The organism is Pseudomonas sp. FW306-02-D09B (assembly GCF_058782685.1).
The window spans coordinates 865,327-887,025 of sequence record NZ_JBYSXY010000001.1 but is presented as its reverse complement, the minus strand read 5'-3'; the positions used below and the strand labels follow the sequence as shown (position 1 = coordinate 887,025).

The 21,699-nt window shown below is 60.0% G+C and carries 23 protein-coding genes; 10 read left to right on the top strand and 13 right to left on the bottom strand.

Annotation, left to right across the window (positions count from 1 at the left end; all coding sequences use genetic code 11):
- Positions 1–7 precede the first annotated feature (7 nt).
- Both AC3WK5_RS04020 and AC3WK5_RS04015 read left to right on the top strand, forming a co-directional pair.
- The gene (locus AC3WK5_RS04020) at positions 8–931 is read left to right on the top strand and encodes a TIM barrel protein (protein ID WP_103314406.1); all 924 of its coding nucleotides are present in this window, start codon (positions 8–10) and stop codon (positions 929–931) included.
- Between the two features lie 25 nt (positions 932–956).
- Complete coding sequence (locus tag AC3WK5_RS04015) at positions 957–2,126, top strand: Gfo/Idh/MocA family protein (protein ID WP_103314407.1); 1,170 nt, start codon at positions 957–959, stop codon at positions 2,124–2,126.
- 78 nt (positions 2,127–2,204) lie between these two features.
- Here AC3WK5_RS04015 and AC3WK5_RS04010 read toward each other — a convergent pair whose 3' ends face one another.
- Entirely contained in the window at positions 2,205–2,885 is a 681-nt protein-coding gene (locus tag AC3WK5_RS04010; protein ID WP_103314408.1) for a hypothetical protein, read from the bottom strand.
- A 358-nt stretch (positions 2,886–3,243) separates the two neighbouring features.
- Here AC3WK5_RS04010 and katG point away from each other — a divergent pair, with 358 nt between their 5' ends.
- Positions 3,244–5,478 carry a catalase/peroxidase HPI gene (gene katG, locus AC3WK5_RS04005; protein ID WP_103314409.1) on the top strand — a complete coding sequence of 745 codons (2,235 nt, stop codon included), beginning with the start codon at positions 3,244–3,246 and terminating at the stop codon, positions 5,476–5,478.
- A 186-nt stretch (positions 5,479–5,664) separates the two neighbouring features.
- Here katG and AC3WK5_RS04000 read toward each other — a convergent pair whose 3' ends face one another.
- From AC3WK5_RS04000 to AC3WK5_RS03990, 3 genes are all read right to left on the bottom strand, one after another.
- Complete coding sequence (locus AC3WK5_RS04000) at positions 5,665–6,090, bottom strand: DUF1810 domain-containing protein (RefSeq protein WP_103314410.1); 426 nt, start codon at positions 6,088–6,090, stop codon at positions 5,665–5,667.
- 40 nt (positions 6,091–6,130) lie between these two features.
- Positions 6,131–6,430: a DUF4189 domain-containing protein gene (locus AC3WK5_RS03995; RefSeq protein WP_103314411.1), complete on the bottom strand. Its 300-nt coding sequence runs from the start codon at positions 6,428–6,430 to the stop codon at positions 6,131–6,133.
- A gap of 235 nt (positions 6,431–6,665) precedes the next feature.
- Entirely contained in the window at positions 6,666–7,733 is a 1,068-nt protein-coding gene (locus AC3WK5_RS03990; RefSeq protein ID WP_103314412.1) for an alpha/beta fold hydrolase, read from the bottom strand.
- Between the two features lie 415 nt (positions 7,734–8,148).
- Here AC3WK5_RS03990 and AC3WK5_RS03985 point away from each other — a divergent pair, with 415 nt between their 5' ends.
- Entirely contained in the window at positions 8,149–8,844 is a 696-nt protein-coding gene (locus AC3WK5_RS03985; RefSeq protein ID WP_285377931.1) for a tRNA (adenine(22)-N(1))-methyltransferase, read from the top strand.
- A 55-nt stretch (positions 8,845–8,899) separates the two neighbouring features.
- On the opposite strand, the gene AC3WK5_RS03980 is transcribed toward AC3WK5_RS03985, so the two are convergent.
- Positions 8,900–9,562, bottom strand: coding sequence for an NADPH-dependent F420 reductase (locus AC3WK5_RS03980; protein WP_103314414.1), 663 nt, complete (start codon positions 9,560–9,562; stop codon positions 8,900–8,902).
- Positions 9,563–9,662: 100 nt separating this feature from the next.
- Between AC3WK5_RS03980 and AC3WK5_RS03975 the strand changes: the two genes are divergently transcribed.
- On the top strand, positions 9,663–10,559 hold the full coding sequence (locus AC3WK5_RS03975) for a LysR family transcriptional regulator (RefSeq protein ID WP_177474872.1): 897 nt from the start codon (positions 9,663–9,665) through the stop codon (positions 10,557–10,559).
- Here the strand turns inward: AC3WK5_RS03975 and AC3WK5_RS03970 are convergent.
- The 7 genes from AC3WK5_RS03970 to AC3WK5_RS03940 form a co-directional block, all read right to left on the bottom strand.
- A complete protein-coding gene (locus tag AC3WK5_RS03970) occupies positions 10,522–10,842 on the bottom strand; it encodes an Ada metal-binding domain-containing protein (RefSeq protein ID WP_103314676.1) in 321 nt (106 codons plus the stop codon). The two genes, AC3WK5_RS03975 and AC3WK5_RS03970, sit on opposite strands and share 38 nt — an antisense overlap.
- Positions 10,839–11,450: a DNA-3-methyladenine glycosylase family protein gene (locus tag AC3WK5_RS03965; protein WP_103314415.1), complete on the bottom strand. Its 612-nt coding sequence runs from the start codon at positions 11,448–11,450 to the stop codon at positions 10,839–10,841. The genes AC3WK5_RS03970 and AC3WK5_RS03965 overlap by 4 nt, the downstream gene beginning before the upstream one ends.
- Before the next feature lie 144 nt (positions 11,451–11,594).
- Complete coding sequence (locus AC3WK5_RS03960) at positions 11,595–12,635, bottom strand: YncE family protein (protein WP_103314416.1); 1,041 nt, start codon at positions 12,633–12,635, stop codon at positions 11,595–11,597.
- 92 nt (positions 12,636–12,727) lie between these two features.
- On the bottom strand, positions 12,728–13,180 hold the full coding sequence (locus AC3WK5_RS03955) for a chromate resistance protein ChrB domain-containing protein (RefSeq protein WP_103314417.1): 453 nt from the start codon (positions 13,178–13,180) through the stop codon (positions 12,728–12,730).
- Between the two features lie 84 nt (positions 13,181–13,264).
- Complete coding sequence (gene chrA / locus AC3WK5_RS03950) at positions 13,265–14,623, bottom strand: chromate efflux transporter (protein ID WP_103314418.1); 1,359 nt, start codon at positions 14,621–14,623, stop codon at positions 13,265–13,267.
- Positions 14,620–15,561 (bottom strand): chromate resistance protein ChrB domain-containing protein, encoded by a 942-nt coding sequence (locus tag AC3WK5_RS03945; protein WP_103314419.1) that lies wholly within the window; start codon positions 15,559–15,561, stop codon positions 14,620–14,622. The genes chrA and AC3WK5_RS03945 overlap by 4 nt, the downstream gene beginning before the upstream one ends.
- Positions 15,562–15,745: 184 nt before the next feature.
- Complete coding sequence (locus AC3WK5_RS03940; protein WP_103314420.1) at positions 15,746–16,786, bottom strand: DMT family transporter; 1,041 nt, start codon at positions 16,784–16,786, stop codon at positions 15,746–15,748.
- A 17-nt stretch (positions 16,787–16,803) separates the two neighbouring features.
- Here AC3WK5_RS03940 and AC3WK5_RS03935 point away from each other — a divergent pair, with 17 nt between their 5' ends.
- The 3 genes from AC3WK5_RS03935 (at position 16,804) to AC3WK5_RS03925 (ending at position 18,145) form a co-directional block, all read left to right on the top strand.
- Complete coding sequence (locus tag AC3WK5_RS03935) at positions 16,804–16,929, top strand: hypothetical protein (RefSeq protein ID WP_256585083.1); 126 nt, start codon at positions 16,804–16,806, stop codon at positions 16,927–16,929.
- Positions 16,930–17,045: 116 nt separating this feature from the next.
- Complete coding sequence (locus AC3WK5_RS03930) at positions 17,046–17,528, top strand: P-loop nucleotide/nucleoside kinase family protein (RefSeq protein WP_103314421.1); 483 nt, start codon at positions 17,046–17,048, stop codon at positions 17,526–17,528.
- Positions 17,529–17,809: 281 nt separating this feature from the next.
- Entirely contained in the window at positions 17,810–18,145 is a 336-nt protein-coding gene (locus tag AC3WK5_RS03925; protein ID WP_054597088.1) for a hypothetical protein, read from the top strand.
- A 177-nt stretch (positions 18,146–18,322) separates the two neighbouring features.
- On the opposite strand, the gene AC3WK5_RS03920 is transcribed toward AC3WK5_RS03925, so the two are convergent.
- A complete protein-coding gene (locus AC3WK5_RS03920; RefSeq protein WP_103314422.1) occupies positions 18,323–18,682 on the bottom strand; it encodes a YciI family protein in 360 nt (119 codons plus the stop codon).
- A 299-nt stretch (positions 18,683–18,981) separates the two neighbouring features.
- Here AC3WK5_RS03920 and AC3WK5_RS03915 point away from each other — a divergent pair, with 299 nt between their 5' ends.
- A complete protein-coding gene (locus AC3WK5_RS03915; protein ID WP_054597090.1) occupies positions 18,982–20,358 on the top strand; it encodes a pyridoxal-phosphate dependent enzyme in 1,377 nt (458 codons plus the stop codon).
- Entirely contained in the window at positions 20,355–21,533 is a 1,179-nt protein-coding gene (locus AC3WK5_RS03910; protein WP_103314423.1) for a cystathionine gamma-synthase, read from the top strand. The genes AC3WK5_RS03915 and AC3WK5_RS03910 overlap by 4 nt, the downstream gene beginning before the upstream one ends.
- The last annotated feature ends 166 nt before the right edge of the window (positions 21,534–21,699 follow it).

Sequence of the window (21,699 nt, the reverse complement as noted above, 5' to 3'; positions counted from 1 at the left end):
ACCTGACATGACCCTCCATATCTCCACTGCACCCTGTTGCTGGGGCGTAGACGACGTCAACAATCCTCATCTGCCAGCGTGGCAACAGGTGCTCAGCGAAGCCGCGCAAGCCGGGTATCGCGGCATCGAACTAGGGCCGTATGGCTACCTGCCGCTTGAGGCTGCGGCAGTCGGCACGGTGCTCGCCGAGCAGGGCCTGCATGTGGTGGCCGGCACTGTATTCGACAATCTGGTCGATCCGGCCAATCTGCCGAACGTGCTGACACAAACCCGAAATATTTGTGCCTTGCTCAAGCAACTGCCAGCAGTGCCGCAGGAACCGGGGCAGCGCTTCGCCATGCCTTGCCTGGTGGTTATCGACTGGGGGCATGAGGAACGTGACTACGCGGCCGGACACTCCGAACGAGCACCGCGTCTGGCACCTGACGCCTGGCGGGGCATGATGAACCACATCCGGGCCATTGCTGATCTGGCCTGGCTGGAGTTCGGCGTTCGTACGGTGATTCACCCGCATGCCGGCGGCTACATCGAGTTCGCCGACGAGCTGGCGCAATTGGTCACCGACATTCCCTACGAAGTGGCCGGCCTGTGCCTGGACACCGGCCATCTCTACTACGCCGGCATGGACCCGGTTCAGACCCTGCGCCAGTACGCGGATCGGCTGGATTACCTGCATTTCAAAGACATTGATCAGGCGGTGTTCGATCAGGTATTGGGTGAGCACATCAGCTTTTTCGGGGCCTGCGCCAGGGGCGTGATGTGCCCGATCGGCCAGGGTGTCATCGACTATCGCGCCTTGCGCGAGCTGATCACCGAGCTCGGTTACCAGGGCTACATCACGGTCGAGCAAGAACGCGATCCACGTAACGCCCGTGGCAGTCTGCGCGACGTTGCTGCCAGCCGCGCCTACCTCTCTCAGGCAGGTTTCTGATTTCTCTCACGCAAAGGACTTATCGATGATCAATGGCAGCAAGCGTATTCCCGAACCTCTTCGTTGGGCCATGGTTGGCGGTGGACGCGACAGTCAGATTGGCTACATCCACCGCAGCGCGGCATTGCGTGACCAGTCGTTTGTGCTGGTCGCCGGCGCCTTCGACCTGAATCCGGAGCGCGGTCGGGCCTTCGGCGTGGAACTGGGAGTCGACCCCGAACGCTGCTATGCCGACTATCGCAGCCTGTTTGAAGGTGAGGCCGGGCGGCCGGATGGCATCCAGGCAGTTTCGGTGGCGACGCCCAATGGCACTCATTTCGCAATCACCAAGGCCGCTCTGGAAGCTGGGTTGCACGTGGTCTGCGAAAAGCCGCTGTGCTTTACCCTCGAGGAGGCGCAAACGCTGCGGGAAATTGCCGTGTCGAACAACAGGGTAGTGGGGGTGACTTACGGCTACGCCGGACATCAACTGATCGAACAGGCCCGGCACATGATTGCCCAGGGCGAACTGGGCGAGATTCGCATGGTGCACATGCAGTTTGCCCATGGTTTCCATTGCGAGCCGGTGGAGGCGCAAAGCGAGGCGACCCAATGGCGAGTCGATCCGCGTTTCGCCGGCCCCAGCTATGTACTGGGAGATGTCGGCACCCATCCGCTGTACCTGTCGGAAGTCATGCTGCCCGAACTCAAGATCAAAAGGCTGCTATGCACCCGTCAGAGCTTTGTCAAAAGCCGCGCACCGCTTGAGGACAATGCCTACACGCTGATGGAATACGAAGGCGGGGCAATGGGCAGTGTGTGGTCAAGCGCCGTGAACGCCGGCTCCATGCACGGCCAGAAAATTCGCGTGATCGGCTCTAAAGCCAGCCTCGAGTGGTGGGACGAGCGGCCAAACCAGCTGTCATTCGAAGTCCAGGGCAAACCCGCGCAAGTGCTGGAGCGCGGCATGGGGTATTTGCATCCCGATGCAGTGCTCGATGACCGAATCGGCGCGGGGCACCCGGAAGGGCTCTTCGATGCGTGGTCCAACCTTTACTACCGTTTCGCCGTGGCTATGGACGCCGCCAACCGCGGCAATCATGAGCGCTTGGCGACGCTGCGCTATCCGGATATCCATGCCGGAGTCGAAGGCGTTCGCTGGGTCGAGCGCTGTGTCCAGTCTGCGGACAAAGGCGGGGTCTGGGTCGATTACTGAGACGAGTCCAGCGGTGTGTCACCCTCCATAAAAACAAAGGGATTAACTCACCGCCAGCTAAAAGACTACTGAACGAAGTCACCGGCAATCGAAGTCAGTTCGGTCAGATGGTTGCCGGGCTTTGCTGAACAGTAGCTTCGAGTGGGCTGCAGTCCACCGCCTGTTGCGTCGCCTATCGAGGGTTGCCAGGTCATTAGTGAGCCGCGTCGGTGACTCCCCGGTGACTTCGCACAGCAGCGCTGTTATAGCTTCCCCGTTAACCGTGCCGTGCTGTTGTAGAAGATCCGCGACAGCGGTGACAGCGGGCCAGTAGTGACGCACCAGACAGCAGGAGCGGGCGATTGCTCGGGATTCGGCGTCGAGTAGCTTTCGTGCAGGCAGCAAACTGATCAATTCGTAACCCCGGCACCGGTCCCCCCTGCCGCTGGCCCAGGTGAATTTGTCCGATTTGGTGCGCCTGTAGACGGCTTCGGCCACGGGGCCAGCGAAGCAGTCGAGAAGGTCGCGCTCAATAGAATCGATCATTGAGGGTAGGTATTCAGCAATCCCGGGCGCGTCGAAGGATGGGTGCGGGACCAGGTAATCGGCCTCGACCAATCCCTCTACGTTTTGCGGGTTGCCGCGCAGATCAATCATTGGGCCGGTGCAGGCTTCTGTCCTGGTGCGCACAGTGATGCGCTCGATGTGCTGACCATTCCACCAAAAAGCCAGGGCGTGGCCAGCTTCGTGGACGGCCGTGCAGCGCCGGCACTTATTCATGGTCTGGTGCTCTCCCGTACAGGCGTACGTCGTGTAACAGCTCTATTCCTTCCTTGGGTGTCAGGTAAAAGACTAGGCCTATCAGGACCGAATACGCCACCTATTAGCTGAGTGCTTTATAGGGGGCTAACCTTAACGGAGCGCCGGTGAAAACTGGCCGGTTGAGACCTGATAAGAGATACGAATAAGTCAGAAGCGTACTAGGCTTGCCGTGGGCCACCGTGCTGGTAACTCGATTGCCGCTATCCGGATTGCCCGTGTGACCACGACGATCAATTGATCGAATTGTTGGCCCTGCAGCTTATGTCATTGATTTCGCTCGTCGCTATCGCACGCCCACGCGGGGCCGGATAGCCGGATGAACACGACCAAAGGTAGCTCACACATGGCAACTGAATCGAAATGCCCGTTCAATCACGCCGCCGCGGGCGGTGGCCCGTCGAACCGCGACTGGTGGCCGAACCAACTCAATCTGAAGGTCCTGCACCAGCACTCGTCCCTGTCCGACCCCATGGACGAGGGTTTCAACTACGCAGAAGCGTTCAAAAAACTGGACTTTGCGGCGCTCAAGAAAGACCTGCATGCGTTGATGACCGATTCGCAAGACTGGTGGCCTGCGGACTTCGGTCACTATGGGCCGTTCTTTATTCGCATGGCCTGGCACGCCGCAGGCACCTACCGCACCGGTGACGGACGTGGGGGTGCCGGCTCCGGCCAGCAACGCTTCGCGCCGCTCAACAGTTGGCCGGATAACGTCAGCCTCGACAAGGCACGCCGACTGCTCTGGCCGATCAAGCAAAAGTATGGTCGTAACATTTCCTGGGCCGACCTGATCGTCCTCACCGGCAACGTCGCGCTGGAGTCCATGGGCTTCAAGACCTTTGGTTTTTCCGGCGGCCGTCCGGACGTCTGGGGACCGGATGAGGACGTCTACTGGGGCTCCGAAAAAACCTGGCTGGGGGGCGACGTGCGCTATGGCAAAGATGAGAGCCCTACTGTCCAGGAGCGCAACCTGGAGAAACCGCTTGCTGCGGTGCAAATGGGCCTGATCTACGTCAACCCGGAAGGCCCTGAGGGCAACCCGGACCCGGTCGCTGCTGCGGTGGATATCCGCGAAACCTTCGCTCGCATGGCGATGAATGACGAAGAAACCGTGGCATTGATCGCCGGCGGCCACGCCTTCGGCAAGGCCCACGGTGCCGGGCCTGCAACCCATGTCGGCGCCGACCCCGAAGCCGCTGGCCTCGAACAGCAGGGCCTGGGCTGGAAGAGCAGCTTTGGCACCGGCAAAGGTGGCGACACGATCGCCAGCGGCCTGGAAGTGACCTGGACCACTACGCCCACGAAGTGGAGCAACAACTACCTGGAGAACCTGTTCGGTTTCGAGTGGGAGCTGACCAAGAGCCCGGCCGGTGCGAACCAGTGGACGGCGAAAAACGGCGCTGGCGCGGGCATAATTCCCGATGCTCACGACCCGTCCAAGCGGCGTAATCCGACCATGCTGACCACGGACCTGTCCCTGCGATTCGACCCGATCTATGAACCGATTTCACGGCGCTTCCTGGCCAATCCGGATCAGTTGGCCGACGCGTTCGCCCGCGCCTGGTTCAAGCTGATCCACCGCGACATGGGGCCGCTCTCGCGCTACCTCGGTCCGGAAATGCCGAACGAAGAGCTCATTTGGCAAGACCCTATTCCAGCGGTCGACCATGCCTTGGTCAACGACAGCGACATCGCCTCACTCAAAAGTAAGCTTCAGTCCTGTGGCCTGACAGTCTCGCAGCTTGTATCAACTGCCTGGGCGGCGGCGTCCACCTTCCGTGGCTCCGACAAGCGCGGTGGTGCCAACGGTGGGCGCTTGCGCCTGGCCCCGCAGAAGGACTGGCCGGCCAACCAGCCTGCGAAACTGGCGAACGTGCTGGCGACCCTCGAGAAAATCCAGAGCGAGTTCAACAGCGCGCAGACTGGCGGCAAGAAGATCTCGCTGGCGGACCTGATCGTGCTGGCCGGCTGTGCTGGTGTCGAACAGGCGGCGAAAAATGCCGGTCACACCGTCACGGTGCCTTTCACTCCGGGGCGGATGGACGCGAGCCAAGAGCAGACGGATGTCGAATCCTTCGGGTTTCTCGAACCCATCGCCGATGGCTTCCGCAATTACCTCAAGACCCGATACCGCGTACCGGCCGAGGCGTTACTGATCGACAAGGCGCAACTGCTGACACTCACCGCGCCAGAAATGACGGTGCTCATTGGTGGCCTGCGCGTGTTGAACACCAACGTCGGACAAACCCCGCACGGGGTCTTCACCCAGCGAACTGAAGCGCTGACCAACGATTTCTTCACCAACCTGCTCGACATGGGCGTGGAATGGAAGCCGGTCTCGGACGCCAATGAAGAGTTTGAAGGACGCGATCGCAAAACCGGCGACCTCAAATGGACAGGCACTCGTGTCGATCTCGTCTTCGGCTCAAACTCGCAACTGCGGGCCTTGGCCGAAGTCTATGCCAGTAGCGATGCGCAGGAGAAGTTCGTGAAAGACTTCGTGGCAGCCTGGACCAAGGTGATGAATCTCGACCGTTTCGACCTCAGGTAACGCGAGCGTTGGACCCTGGATCCCGGAGTGGGCCACCTCGACCTGATCGTTCAGGTCGGGGGGCTCCGGGAACAATCGACAAAATGAGAAGCATCGTCTACACGATGGGACAATCAGCCGGCGCGAGACATCGGTTGCTCTGTGCGCCGATCACGGCGTTCCGTCGCGATGTAGCTCGTGTCGACCTTATTCTTCAAGAAGGGACAGGGTCCTGGTGTCTGGGGCACCGGCAAAAAACTGGTCGAGGGCCTGCTGGAACAGGGGCTGTTCGGGCTTGATACTGGCGAATAGCGTGAGACAGGAGCGCAACTTCAGGTCATCGGGGTGGCCAAGGATGGCCAGCGCACTCTTGTCACGGTGTTGCAGGAGGGTACTGAGGCTTTCCTCCAGCCGTGGCCCCAACACATCATGCAGCAGATAGGCCCGGGCTTCGGCAGCACCAGAAATGGCAAAGCGCCGGGCCATCTCGCTATGCCCGAGACCTTGCAGTTGCGGGAAGATGAACCACATCCAGTGGCTGGTCTTGCGCCCGGCGCGCAACTCTTCCATGACTCGGCTGAAAACCGGGCGCTGGGCCTCGACGAAACGAAGAAGATTGAAGGGATCGTGCATGCTTGTACTCCCTCAATTGGCAAACACTGCAAACGCGCTATTACTTTTTGCACTCCGCTGTCACCACATGGCAGGTACTCGGCGTGCCACCGGATTGGCCGGCATAGCGTTTGCAATTATCCAGGGATTTTTGCCGAGCCATGCCCAAAGTGGAGCCCCAGGCCAAGCCGCCTTCGCCGGCAGAGGGTAGCGCTTTTGCGTAGCAGTTCGAGGCTGTGCTTGAGGTCGAATAGCGGTTTGCGGCAGTTTTGCTTGAGCATCCGGCTGTCAGCGCCAGGTTGATGGCGAGCAGGGAGATCAGGGCCCATGACGAGTATTGACGTGCTGTGATTCTGGTCATGCGGTTTCCCCTGTATCAAGAGTGTGGTCGTGTTCTATTCAGATTAGACAGAGTTGCGCCTGCCCTTGGTCCGGTTCAGCGGACCGAGTGCATTGGGGGGCGTTTTTGCCGGGCTGGCTCTTTTCAGTTGGTGATTGTCCAAAAGAGCCGCGCAAAGAACAACGGCTCGTCAGATATAACGAGCCGCTGTTGAGAACGTGCTTATTGGGGGAAGTTCACGAATGTCAGATCGGCCTCAAAGGTGATCCGCATCAATCACCGCCTTGGCGAACGCCTGCGGAGCCTCCTGCGGCAGGTTGTGGCCGATGCCGCCGCTGATCAGCCGGAACTCGTATTTGCCGGTGAAACGCTTGGCGTAATCCTCGGGGGCAGGGTGTGGCGCGCCGTTGGCGTCGCCTTCAAGGGTGATGGTCGGCACGCTGATGGACGGCGCCTTGGCCAGTTTCTGCTCTAAAGCTTCGTATTGGGGCTCGCCTTGAATCAGGCCCAGGCGCCAGCGGTAGTTGAACACGGTGATGTCGACATGGTCGGGGTTGTCCAGTGCCTTGGCGCTGCGATCGTAGGTGGCGTCATCGAACGCCCATTTCGGCGAAGCCGTTTGCCATATCAACTTGGCGAAGTCGTGGGTGTTTTTCTCGTACCCGGCGCGACCGCGGTCAGTGGCGAAGTAAAACTGATACCACCACTGCAATTCAGCCTTCGGCGGCAGCGGGTTCTTGCCGGCCGCCTGGTTACCGATCAGATAGCCGCTGACCGAGACCAGTGCCTTGACCCGTTCTGGCCATAGCGCCGAGACGATGTCAGCCGACCGCGCGCCCCAATCATAGCCACCGAGCACGGCTTGCTTGATCTTCAGTGCATCCATGAAGTCGATGACGTCACTTGCCAGCGCGGTCGGTTGGCCATTGCGAAGGGTTTTTTCGGATAGAAAATGCGTATCGCCGTAGCCGCGCGCATATGGCATCAGCACTCGATAGCCCTTTGCTGCAAGTAAGGGTGCGACCTCGTCATAGCTGTGAATGTCGTACGGCCAGCCGTGCAGAAGAATCACCACCGGTCCATTGGCCGGGCCTGTTTCGGCGTATGCCACGTTCAGTAGTCCGGCGTTGACATGCTTCAGTGGGCCGAACGGAGAGGGTGCCGCATGAGCGGTACTAGCATTGATCACGGCTGGCTGTGCGGTTGCGGTCGTTTGCGCGTGGGCCGCGCCGAGAGTGCCAAACAGGCTGAGCGCGAGGACTGACGAGCCGACCAGACGGTGGCGTGTTTTACCGGTTTTGTTGTTTTGCACTGCCATCTTCATGGTGATGTCTCCGTTACAAGTTGTTGACTGCAGAGTCTGGCTGATTCCCTTCAAACCTTGCTTGCATTTGAAGGCGGTGACGTATCGGGCCTGTGTCGAATCGCAGGCCAGATGAAAGCCTGCATGTCGAGATGTTATTCAGAAACACTGCCATGCACAGCGTATCAGCAGATTTGCTATGGGATGACCCCCTGCATTCGTCATGAGGCGGATCATCCTGGCAGGCCGCGTCCTTGCGAAGATCGGCCAAAAGCAGCCCATAACCAGGGTTCGCTTTGGGCCGATGCGCAAGCGCCAGGTTTGGGGCGAGCCATGGTCTTGATCGCATAAAGTTGAAATGCACGGCGTTGCCCGACAGAATCGCGCCCCGATCCAGCCAAAGGTGCCGGACGTTCGTGGTGAAAAGGGGCTGCGGTTGAACGAACAGACATTGTCCATGCGCCTGGAGCGCGTGGCGGGGCATGTGCCAGAAGGTGCACGGCTGGCCGATATCGGCTCGGATCATGGCTACCTGCCGGTGGCGTTGATGCGCCGTGGCGCTATCGCGGCGGCGGTGGCCGGCGAGGTGGCATTGACGCCGTTCTGCTCGGCCGAACGCACTGTGCGCGAGAACGGCCTGGACCAGCGGATCAGCGTGCGCCTGGCCAACGGCCTGGCAGCGATCGAGCCGGGAGACGGGATCACGGCAATCAGCATCTGCGGCATGGGCGGCGAGACGATCCGCGACATCCTCGACAGTGGCAAAGCGCGCCTGAGCGGCCAGGAGCGCCTGATCCTGCAGCCCAATGGCGGCGAGCAGCCACTGCGCCAATGGCTGATGGAAAATGGTTATCGCATCCTCTGTGAGGAAATGCTGCGGGAAAACCGCTTCGACTACGAAATCATCGTCGCCGAGCGCGCCGGGCCGGTGATGTACACCGCCGAGGAGCTGTACTTCGGCCCGCTGCAGATGCAGGCCCGCAGTCCGGCGTTCCTGGCCAAGTGGCAGCGCATACTGCGCGAGAAGCACAAGACCCTGAGCAACTTCGCCCGGGCGCGGCAGGCCGTGCCCGCGGAGAAGGTGCAGGACATCGCCCGGCAAGTACGGTGGATCAGCGACCTGCTGGCTTGAGCCTCGGTCCAGGGGGTTGTACGGAAAGCCACCGAGCGGCGATGTTGCGGGCTATTCAGCGGCGCCACGATCCATCAGGCAACTCGACCTGCCGCTGAGCCGCTGCCAAGGCAACCTTCAACCCCTGTTTATCCAGGGGGATGCAGTAGGCGGGTTTGGCCCGTTCGAATCGCCAGCTTTCATCAAGGCTGCCAGCATCGACAGCGTCGAATCCAATCTCGTCCAGCAACGTGATCACTAAGGCTTTCGCGACCGGGTCATCCGCAGCGATCGGCAGTGCGCGTCGGTCGGGTGCCGCTTTCGGGCGCGAGTCCTGCATCAGGTCTTGAGCGAGGATTGCGTTAAAAACCTTGACCACCCTGGAGCCGGGCAGATGCTCGGCAAGCAGGCGGCTGGTGGTGGTTTCGAATCGGTCCAGGACGGGAATGTGGCCGTCTCGTTCCGGATAGTAGTTGTTGGCATCCAGGACGGTTTTGCCCTCCAGCCACTGGGCCGGCACGCTTCGGTATTGCGCCAGCGGAATTGCCACGAGAACCACTTCGCCAAACTGCGCAGCTTCCTCGAGGGTTCCGACCTGACTGCCGGGAATGCCACTGAGCACGCTGCTCATGGTCTGTGGCCCACGTGAGTTGCTGAGCATTGCCTCGTGCCCTGCAGCTATAACCAATTGCGCCACTGCACGTCCGATGAACCCTGCGCCAATAATGCCTATCCGCATGTCCTTGCTCCGTTGTTTGTCAGGAAGAGGCTATGATGATTGGCAACCAATAGGGGATAAATAACCATCTCGGACTTAGTCTTGTTACCAGGAGTATTGAATGATGGATCGCCTGACGAGCATGGGCGCTTTTGTGATGGCGGCGGAATCTGGCTCCTATGCCCGCGCCGCAGAGCGCTTGGGCATGTCGCCGCAGATGGTGGCCAAACATGTTGCCGCACTTGAGCACCGGCTGGGCGCGCGGCTACTGAACCGTACCACCCGGCGGCAGAGCCTGACTGAACTGGGGAGTGCTTACTATGAACGCTGCAAGCATATTGTGAGCGAAGCCCAGGCTGCCGACTCCCTTGCGCAGATCATGAATGACACCCCTCGTGGCAAACTGAAAATCAGTGCGCCCGTGACTTTCGGTTCCTATAGCCTCATGCCATTGGTGACGGATTTTTTGCGTCACCACCCTGAAGTGGAAATCGATCTGCATTTGACGGATCGCTTCGTCGATCTGGTGGAAGAGGGCTATGAAGTGGCTTTCCGGATCGGTCCCTTGGCCAACTCCAGTCTGACCGCCAGACCGTTGGCGCCTTATCGGCTGGTGGCCTGCGCGGCACCGAGCTACCTGATTGAACGCGGAACGCCACAAACACCGGCTGATCTCGAGAGCCACGAGTGTTTGGGATATGCCTATTGGTCCCGCCCGGCCGACCGCGAATGGCAGTTCTGCAAAGGCTCCACCGTTCATAAGGTACAAGTCACCAGTCGTTTGCAGGTCAACGAGAGCAAAGCACTGCTGTCAGCAGCGCTTGACGGGTTTGGAGTTGTCCTTGGCCCCGAAGACTTTCTTCAGCCAGCGCTGCGAAGCGGCGAGTTGGTGCGACTGCTGGCTGATTTCGAAGCGCCGAGCCGACACATGCATTTGCTCTACACGGCAAATCGCCAGAGAACCGCCAAACTCCGACGATTTATCGATGCTGCACTAGTCCGCTTTGGTGCGAATTGAGCAGGTTTTTGAGTTGTCCGACCCGCAGACTGGATGCTTTTTTCCATTCCCTATACGCCAGCGGCAAACACACCGCACACGGTCGATAACCCGCGGCGCGGGCCGTGGTTTCATCGGCGAAAAATACCCGGTGCGCGACATAGCCACCACGGGCAATGGCCCGCAGTGCAGCAGGGCAGTCCAGTCGACCGTAGATTCGGGATCGTCGATGGCCGCCCATTTGTCCGGGTTCGGCGCTGTCTAGCGGTTCGCCCTGAGCATTGATCAACACAAAGCGTTTCATGGGTTCGGCACTCGCCACAAATACCAGGCCGCGACGGTTCTATAGGGGCTCCATGCCTGACCGATATCGACCATCTGCTTGCGGCTTGGCTGTTGCTCCAGGCCCTTGAGACGGCGGTAACCGTCGCGCACGCCAAAGTCGTCGGCAGGCAGGATGTCCAAGCGTTCGAGGGTGTAGATCAGCAGCATCTCGACAGTCCAGCGGCCGACACCGCGTAACCGGGTCAGGCGTTCGATCAATTCGTCGTCGCTCATCGACAGCGTATTTGAACGATCCGGCACCAGCCCCTCCAGCGCGCCTTGGGCGATACCGTGAAGCGTGGCGATCTTGCTGCCGGAGAAACCGCAGCTGCGCAGCACCTCGAATTCACAGGCCAGCAATTGCTCGGGCGTCGGGAACGGCGAGTCGGGAAACAGCGCGATCAAACGCCCGAGAATGGCATCGCCGGCCTTGGCATGGAGTTGCTGATAAGCAATGGCCCGAACCAGCGCTTCGTAGGGATCACGAGCCGGTTTTGGCTGATGCAGGCACGGGCCGATGGCAGCGACGTGCCGCGCCCAGTCCGTGTCGATGGCGGACAGGTAGTGGCTGGCGGGGTGATAGGGCATGGAAATTCCAGGCAGAAGTTCAGGTACTGCAGGCAGATTAAAGATCTGCCCGCTGGATCGCACCCGGTCTCTTGCGCTCAAACTTTCGCGTAGGTTGCAGCGCTATAAATCTCCAGCTACCGACAGTGACGCAGCACGGATGCGCTACCGGGGTTCCATAATCCGCAGTACCGGGTGCCCGTCGATATCCTTGAGTGGAAAATACGAGCGGTGTGTCGCTGTATCCACAGCAACGACGTGCGCATGCGGGCCTACGCGGCCACTGCCGATGTTCGTGACGACGCTGTCCTTGACGTGGAACATCGACACCATGCCGGCCTCTGCAGCCACATAAAGCGTGCCCGGTACGGGGTCAAACGCGAGCACGTCAGGGGTTCCTCCAGTATCGAACGCCTGGATAACCTGCATCGTGCGCATGTCCAGTACCAGGAGTTTGTCGTTACCTTCGCATGCGATAAAGGCCAGCCGGTCACGCGGGGTGATCAACAAGCCATGGTTGCCTCTTGCCCCCGGCAAATCAATGCGCGCAACGATCCGGTCGGTTGCGGGATCGATCTCGATCAGTTGCCCGCGTGTCTGGACATTAACGAAAATGTGCCGTGATACGGGGTCATATTGTGTATTGCCGACTTCACCTCCGAGGGGAATCGTTGCGACGCGAGTGTTGGTGCGCACGTCGATTACCGTTTCGGTCTTGCCGTTTTCGTTCGATACGTAAAGCTTGTGAAGGTCGGGTACATAAGCCATGCCGTCTGGATAGATACCGCCGGGCATACGACTGACAACGGCCAGGGTCGCTTCGTCAATCGCCACGATTTCGTTGGTGCCCGTCGCCGACGCGTAGACACGCGACAGCTCAGGAATAACCAGCACACCGTGCACCGACGAAACGTTCGCAATGCGTCCAACGACGCGGGATTCACGCAGGTCAAAGACGATCACTTCGCTGTCGCCCAAATGGGCGATGAACAACAGGTTGCGCGCTGGATCGTAGCTCTCGTAGTCAAGCCGAGTAGCGCCACCGGGCAACGGAATGTCGGTGACATGTTTCAGTGGCAGGTCGTTGGTCGATGGTTCGTCTGCAGCCTGAACGTCACGAAGGTTCGCGATGTTGATGACGGCTAGCGCCATCAACAGGACGGCGAAGACTGGCAGAGCAAAACGTCGTTTGTGCCGTAGGGTCATGAGGTCCTCTTCTGCTTGGGCAGGGCGACGTCAATCGTCCTGCCTTTGTCCCGGTAATACAGGATTAGAACGTTCAGTGTGAACAGGCCTCATCACATCTGCGGAGGCCAGTTATGCGTCTCGCCTTGACACTCCTTGCACCAGGCGTACAGCGCGTCATACATGATCAAACCGTGCGACAGCATTTCCTGGTCATCGGCAAAGCGTTGCGACAGTCCTAGAGAAATCGCGTACAGCCCAGCCGATTGTGGCGTCAGATCAAGGTGGGAGGTATCTGCTCCACGCACGATTTCGGCCAAATGCTGCAAGGCGGGATCACTGAGCTGGTACTTCTTCAGGAACGCATCGAAGCTGCACAGCTCACCTACGTGGGAAAGCTCGACGCTCGGAATATCGTAAGGCGTTGCATCTTTCTCAGCGGCAAACCGCAGAACGTCTTTGCTGGGTACGTAGAGGAACTCGGCTTGTGGATCGATAAAACGAGTGATCAGCCAAGGACACGCGATGCGATCAATCTTGGGTCGTTCACGGGTAATCCACCTCATGCAACACCTCCTGCCTGGTTCGACAGGCTGGATGATCCGGCAGGCCCGATGCCTGCCAGGAAACGTTTGATCGCCGCACGCTTTCTAGCGCAGCAGATGCACTGCCAATCCAATGAGCGCACAGGCCATCAATACTTGAATGACGCCACGCTTGAAGCGAAACAAGGCAATTGCTGCGGCAATGGCGATCAGCGCAGAGGGCCAGTCGAGGGTGCCGCCGAACCCTTTGGGCCACAGCACGTGATAGCCGAAGAACACTGCCAGATTAAGAATCACCCCAACCACTGCGGCGGTAATCCCGGTGAGCGGCGCGGTGAACTTGAGTTCGTTGTGCGTCGTCTCCACCAGCGGGCCGCCGGCGAGGATGAACAGGAACGAAGGCAGGAAGGTGAACCAGGTCACCAGCGTCGCCGCGACGGCGCCGCCGAGAAACACCTGGTCGGCGCCGAACACCTGCGAAACATAGGCCCCGACAAAGCCGACGAAAGCCACCACCATGATCAGCGGCCCCGGCGTGGTTTCCCCCAGCGCCAAGCCGTCGATCATTTGTGTCGGGGTCAGCCAGCCATAGTGCCCGACTGCGCCCTGGTAGACATACGGGAGCACCGCGTAGGCGCCACCAAATGTCAGCAGTGCCGCCTTGGTAAAGAACCAGGCCATTTGGGTCAAGGTACCTTCCCAGCCAAAGAGCATGGTCAGGATCGCCATTGGCAACGCCCATAACACCGCGCCGATGAGTGTCAGCAGCGCCAGCTTCAACCAGCTGAACCGGGCATGGTCGGGGGAAGGGGTGTCGTCATCGATCAATGCCGGGCCGTAGGATTTTTGGGCAGCGCTGTGGCCTCCGATCCGGAACTTCTCGGGAGCAAAACGGCCACCCAGATAGCCGATCAAGGCCGCACTGAGCACGATCAGTGGAAAGGGCACATTGAATGCAAATATCGCCGCGAACGACACCGCCGCGATGGCCCACAACCAATTGTTCTTCAGCGCTCGCGAACCGATTCGATGAGCCGCCTGTACGACGATGGCGGTCACGGCCGGTTTGATGCCATAGAAAAGCCCGGCGACCATCGGCACGTCGCCGAAGGCGATATACATCCAGGACAAGGCAATCAGGATGAACAGCGAGGGCAGCACAAACAGCCCACCTGCAATAACACCGCCCCAGGTTCGATGCATCAGCCAGCCGATGTAGGTTGCCAACTGCTGAGCTTCCGGTCCTGGCAGCAACATGCAGTAGTTGAGGGCATGCAGAAATCGCCGCTCAGAAATCCAGCGCCGTCGTTCGACCAGCTCCTGGTGCATGATCGAGATCTGTCCCGCTGGCCCGCCGAAACTGATGAAGCCGAGCTTGAGCCAGAACCAGAACGCCTCACGCAAACTGATTGCCTCAGGCCTTGGCAGTTCAGCTTCAACAAGCGATGGAGATGCCTTACTCATTGGGGTTGTTCCTCTTTCACAAACGCGGCAAGCAGGCCGTCGAAGATGGCGCTCGCAGTAGCCAACAAGTGGTCATCATCAGTCATGGTTTCGCGTAGTCCGGCCAGCACCCGCTCAAGGCCGGCAGCCTCGACCGGCTGAATGCCGCCGATGTCGAGGTAATGCACGAGGGCGGCAATGCGCTCCAGACCGGGTTCCTGGATTTCAAAGCTGGCTTGCAGGGTTTCGAAGGTCACACGGTTGCCGACATGACTGAAGGTCGCCTCATCGAAATCGAAACCCAGGGCATCGGCGGGGCAGTCCTGCGGGCTGTTCAGCCAGAGGATCCGAGCGTCTGGATCGATGAAGCGTCGAATCAGCCAGGCACAGGCCAGTCGATCAACCCAGGGTCGCTTGCGTGTTGCCCATACGCGACCCTGAAAGTCCGCAAGACTCAGCGGCACGATTGGCTGGTCGCGGCTATGGGGTTCGTCTGCCGACAATGCGCGACTGACGGCGGTCTCAAGTTCTTGCAAAACCGCGTCGATCTGCTGCTTCGGCTTGCCAGGAAAATAATCGATAGTGGTCAGCTGTTCGTAGGCTTTGCGCAGCTTGCGAATCTGCTTGGTGGTCGCCAGTGCATTCTCGGGATTGAGCTGTGCACGGCAGGCATCGATCTCGGCGCCGAGCTTGCTGTACTCATCGCTACGGTCGAACAACGCTACGAAGCGTTCGCCATTTGGGTCGACGACAGGCAGGACATAGGCGGTGCCATTGATGGCCAGAATATCGCGTTCGACCGAGGACAGTGCTTCACGACAGGCGACCGTGTCCGGCAGCAGATAGGCGCCATCGCGTAACACCGCCGCTCCAGAGGCTTTCAGTGCGCGCCAGGCTCGCATGCGCTCGGTGGCATTGGCGGTCGGTAGGCCAAGGATTAAAGCGAGCCAATTTTTCATGTAGAGGTACATTCAAAAAAAGTTTGTATCTCTACAGTATTCTTCTCGGGGCCGATTGAAAAGCCCCCGGCAATAATGCTGTTCACTGAAGCAATTTCAGCCGCGAGGCATTCCTTGTAGCAGCTGCCGAACGCAGCCTTCGGCAGCTGCTACAGATTGCATTACGGCTTAAATGAACAGCCCATCAATGCTTGTGCCGGTGATGAATGTCCGGGTAGTGCGGGTGGCTATGCCGGATCGCCTGATGCTGGTGAACGTGACTGTGGGGTTCGCTGCCATCCCATTCAAAGTCATGCTCATGCTGATGGTGTTCATCGTGAACATGCCGGTGACCATGGATGAGCGGCTCGTGCTGGTGGTCGTGCGCGTGGCTTTCAGTGAGGTGAATCCAGACGCCAATGCCCATCAGCAGGGCGGCGATCCAGAACGTCAGTGAAGCAGGCTCGCCGAGGATCAGAATCGCAATCGCCGCCCCCAGAAACGGCGCGGTCGAAAAGTACGCGCCAGTGCGTGCCGTGCCGAGGCCGCGAAGGGCGAGCACGAACAGCACCAGGCTAATGCCGTAACCGAGAAAGCCGACCAGGAGTATCGGCGCGAGCGTGGCAATGTTCGGTAGTTTGGCCCCCAACGATAACGCCAGCGTACAGTTGACCGCCCCCGCGACCAGCCCCTTGATACCGGCAATGAACAGGGCATCGGACGCCGAGATCTTGCGGGTCAGGTTGTTATCGATGGCCCAGCAGGCACAGGCCAGCGCGACGGCCAGCGGGCCGATCCAGCCTTGTGCGTGTGTCGAGTCTTGCGGCCAGGCCAGGAACACTCCGCCAGCGACGATGGCCAACATCCCCGCAACGATTCGCCGATCAGCATTCTCCTTGAACACCAGCCAGGCCAGCAGCGCGGTCAGTACCGATTCCAGATTGAGCATCAGCGAGGCCGTTGCCCCTGACGTCAGGGTCAAGCCGAACATCAATGCCACCGGCCCAAGCACACCGCCGAAGGCAATGGCACCGATCAGCCACGGCCACTCGCCGGCCGTCAGGCCGGTTGACTGCCAGCCGCGGTCACGGATAAACCTGACCAGGGTCAAGCCGAGGCCACTGCCCAGGTACAGCAGCCCTGCCAGTAAAATCGGTGAGACCTCCACACCCAGCAGTTTGGCCAGAGGGGTACTGGCGCCAAACAGTGCGGCCGCGCTCAAGGCGTAGAAAATACTCAGGTTCATGGGGGCTCAGTGCCTTAATGTTCAAGGAGATTCAGGCCCTGCGGGCCATCAGAAATGCCAATACTGCCAATGATATCGCGCTACTTGAGCTTGATGCCCGGTTGGCGTTCATTTCAGGTACAAAAACCACGCCCCAGCGCTGAAAGCAGCGGCGTCCTGGCCAATGACTGTCCGTTATTCGATGTGGATTCAACCGGTCGATTGTCCCGGCAGCAAGCATTGGGCATTATCCTTTGCCCGATATGAAGGAACGTATCCCATGACTACTACACCAACGTTGCATTTGATGTGCGGCAAGATCGCGTCTGGTAAATCAACGTTGGCAAAGGTACTTGCCGACAACCACGCGGCCATCCTACTCAGCGAAGACCATTGGCTTTCGATGCTTTACCCCGGAGAGATCCGTTCGGTGGGCGATTATGTGCAGTGTGCACATCGCATTCGTGGGGTATTGGGGCCGTTGGTCACCAACATGCTTGCGGCAGGTGTTTGCGTGGTACTGGATTTTCCTGCAAACACCGTCTCTGATCGCGAGTGGTTGCGCACCTTGGCAGATCATGCGAGGGCGCAGCATTGCCTGCATTATCTGGACGTTGACGAAGAGACTTGCCGCGCCAGATTGCACGCACGGAACGCCGAGGGCGCACATGATTTCGCAGCCACAGACGCCGAGCTTGATCTGATCACACGCTACTTCAGCATTCCGGGCGAGGAGGAGGGGCTGGTTGTCGTTGTACATTAACAACGATCAACTTTGCGCTGGGCGGCCACGTGGTAGCCGCCTCCTGCGGTGAACACGATTGCGAACAGGCCCGCCAGCAGGCTCGCGCCCCATATCGGTGCCATTGCGTTTACTGGCTTCGGCATGATCCAGGGCAGCCTCCAGAAGCATGAACGGTATTTTTATCACCGGTGTCGGGCGGTTTAACGGGTTTCGCGAGCGATACCATTTTGATATCTCATCCATTAAAGTATGCGCCGCTCGAGAGATGGATCCCGGGCTTTTTCTCATGGAGTAATTCAGTGAAGCACCTCAGCAAAGTTGTTGCCGTTGTACTGTTCGGCCTGGTTCTGGCGGGTTGCACCGGCACCTCGATGAAAACCCAGCACTATGACAGCACCCAATACACCGTTCTGGGTCACAGTGAAGCGAGTGCCACAGGCCTCATGCTGTTTGGCTGCATCCCGATCCAGCAGAACAGCCGTTTTGTTCGTGCTCAGGACGCGGCGATCAAGGCCAAGGGCGGCGATGCAATGATCAACACCCAGGTGCAGGAAAAATGGTTCTGGGCTTGGGTCCTGACCGGTTACACCACCAAGATCTCCGGTGATGTGATCAAGTTGAAAAACGTTCAGTAAACGCAGTACCCGGCCTGCGGGCAAGTACGCGCTGACGTGAAAAAGCCCGGGTTCCCGGGCTTTTTCGTCTGTGCTCGTTGCGCGAAATGGCAGCAGATTTAATGTTGCGGGAGAGCCAGCGAGAACGCCGCTACGCCATCGCCGGGATCACCTTCGGCAAGCATCTGGATCAAACTTTCAGCGTAAATCAGCCATCTCGTACAGCGGCCGGATCTCGATCTCGCTCGGTCCCGGCATGGGGTTCGGACAGCGCTTTGCCCAGGCGACTGCTTCATCCATGTCCTTGACTTCCCAGAGCCAGAAGCCGGCGACCAGCTCGCGGGTCTCGGAGAAAGGTCCGTCGATGACCGTACGGCCGGGACCATCGAACGCAATACGCTTGCCTTGCGAGGAGGGCTTGAGGCCGTCGGCGGCAAGCATGATGCCGGCATTGGCCAGCTCTTCGTTATATCGGCGCATCGCCTCGAACATCGCGGTCGTGGGCAGAATGCCCTTTTCACTGTCGTCGGTAGCTTTCACGAACACAATGACACGCATCGTCTGTCTCCTTGTTTGAGCCGGCCTCATCGGCCTGGCATCGGAATGACGAACGGGGTTCCGGAAGTCGATATCGTACTGCAAAATTTTTCGACGGTTGGGGCGCAGGTGCGAATGGTTACTTCAAGGTCATGACGACCTTGCCGTTCCGACGGCGACGCTACCGATTGGCTGCGCAAAGTTGCGGGCGACACGATCCCGGCCTATGGTCCAAGCGAGACATTTCCTGCGATGGGCGCACGTTGACTCACCGTCGGTTGCAGTCCATCCAATGTGATAGTCCGCAAGGAGGTGAAGACATGCCGAACAACTCTCGCCCGGCTGTGCTCGGGCTGATCGGCAATACGCCGCTGGTGCGCGTCAGCCGCTTTGATACTGGCCCGTGCACATTGTTCCTCAAGCTTGAATCGCAGAACCCCGGAGGATCGATCAAGGACCGCATCGGCCTGGCGATGATCGACGCCGCCGAGCGCGATGGCCGCCTGCAACCTGGCGGCACCATCGTCGAGGCCACCGCCGGCAACACCGGCCTCGGCCTAGCCCTGGTCGGTCGCGCCAAGGGCTACCGGGTGGTGCTGGTGGTGCCGGACAAGATGTCCACCGAGAAAGTCCTTCACCTCAAAGCGATGGGCGCCGAGGTACACATCACTCGCTCCGACGTCGGCAAGGGCCATCCCGAGTATTACCAGGACGTTGCCGCGCGGCTGGCGCAGGAGATTCCCGACGCGTTCTTCGCCGATCAGTTCAACAACCCGGCCAACCCGCTGGCCCACGAGTGCAGCACCGCTCCGGAGATCTGGGCGCAGGCCGAGCATGATCTGGACGCCATCGTCGTCGGCGTCGGTTCGGCCGGCACGCTGACCGGGCTGACCCGTTTCTTTCGCCGTGTGCAGCCTGACCTGGAAATGGTGCTGGCCGACCCGGTCGGCTCGGTGATGGCCGAATACAGCCGCAGCGGCACCCTTGGCACACCCGGTTCGTGGGCGGTGGAAGGCATCGGCGAAGACTTCATTCCGTCGATTGCCGACCTGTCCAGCGTGCGCCAGGCTTACTCGATCAGCGACGAGGAAAGCTTTGATCACGCCCGCCAACTGCTGCGCGCCGAAGGCATTCTCGGTGGCTCTTCGACCGGTACATTACTGGCGGCCGCATTGCGCTACTGCCGCGAGCAAACCGAGCCGAAGCGGGTGGTCAGCTTCGTTTGCGACACCGGCACCCGTTACCTGTCGAAGATCTACAACGACCAGTGGATGACCGACCAGGGCCTGCTTGCGCGCAAGCGTTACGGCGACCTGCGCGACCTGATCGCGCGGCGCTTCGAGGATGGCCGGGTGATCAGCGTCGGCCCGGACGACACGTTGCTGACCGCCTTCCAGCGCATGCGCCTGGCGGATGTGTCGCAACTGCCGGTGCTGGTGGGCGGAAAGCGGCTGGTCGGGGTGATCGACGAGTCGGATATTCTGCTGGGCGTGCACAAAGACGCTTCGCACTTTCGTATGACCGTGGCCAGCGCGATGACCGACAAGGTCGAAACCCTGCCTCCCGGCGCCAGCCTGGCTGAACTGCAGGCGGAACTCGACCGTGGGCTGGTGGCGGTTATTGCCGACGCCTCGGGCTTCCACGGCCTGATCACTCGCGTCGACATGCTCAATCACTTGCGGAGATCCCTTACATGAGTCAACACGATGAAAACGCCACGCCACGGGCCTTCGCCACCCGTGTGATCCATGCCGGACAGACGCCGGACCCTACCACCGGGGCGTTGATGCCGCCGATTTATGCGAACTCCACCTACTTGCAGCAGAGCCCCGGCGTACACAAGGGCTTCGACTATGGGCGCTCGCACAACCCGACGCGCTTTGCGCTGGAGCGCTGTGTGGCAGACCTTGAGGGCGGCACCCAGGCATTTGCCTTCGCTTCCGGGCTGGCGGCGATCTCCACCGTGCTCGAACTGCTCGATACCGGTTCGCACATCGTCTCCGGTAACGACCTGTATGGCGGCACTTTCAGGCTGTTCGACAAGGTGCGTCGGCGCAGCGCCGGGCATCGTTTCAGCTTCGTCGATCTAACCGATCTGACGGCATTCGAAGCGGCGCTGCAGGACGACACGCGAATGGTCTGGGTCGAGACGCCGAGCAATCCCTTGCTGCGCATCACCGACCTTGCCGCGGTCGCGCGTACCTGCCGCGAGCGGGGCATCATCTGTGTGGCTGACAACACCTTCGCCAGCCCACGGATACAGCGGCCGCTGGAACTGGGCTTCGATATCGTGCTGCACTCGACGACCAAGTACCTGAACGGCCACTCCGACGTGATCGGTGGCATTGCCGTGGTCGGGCAGAATGCAGAACTGCGCGAGCGCCTGGGCTTTCTGCAGAACGCGGTGGGGGCTATCGCCGGGCCGTTTGATGCTTTTCTCACCCTTCGCGGCGTGAAGACCCTGGCGCTGCGCATGGAACGCCACTGCAGCAACGCGCTGGAACTGGCACGCTGGCTTTCGCATCAGCCACAGGTGGCGCGCGTCTATTATCCGGGCCTGCCGTCGCACCCGCAGCACGAACTGGCGCAACGGCAGATGCACGGTTTCGGCGGGATGATTTCCCTCGACCTGGACAGCGACCTGGCGGGTGCCAAGCGTTTCCTCGAGAGTGTGCAGATCTTCGCCCTCGCCGAGAGCCTGGGCGGGGTCGAAAGCCTGATTGAGCACCCGGCGATCATGACGCACGCCAGCATCCCCGCCGAAACCCGCGCAGAGCTTGGCATCGGCGATGCGCTGATCCGTTTGTCAGTGGGGATCGAAGATGTCGAAGACCTGCGCGCCGACCTGGCCCAGGCGCTAGCGCAAATCTGAGCCGTGCCCGTCACTTAAAAACAACGCATAACCCGTAGCAGCTGGCGAAGCCTGCGTTCGGCTGCGAAGCAGTCGTAAAATCAGACACCACGTTTTTTCAGGTTAACCGTGGAGGCAGGATTTACGACTGCTTCGCCCGAACGCGGACCGAGCCGAACGCCGGCTT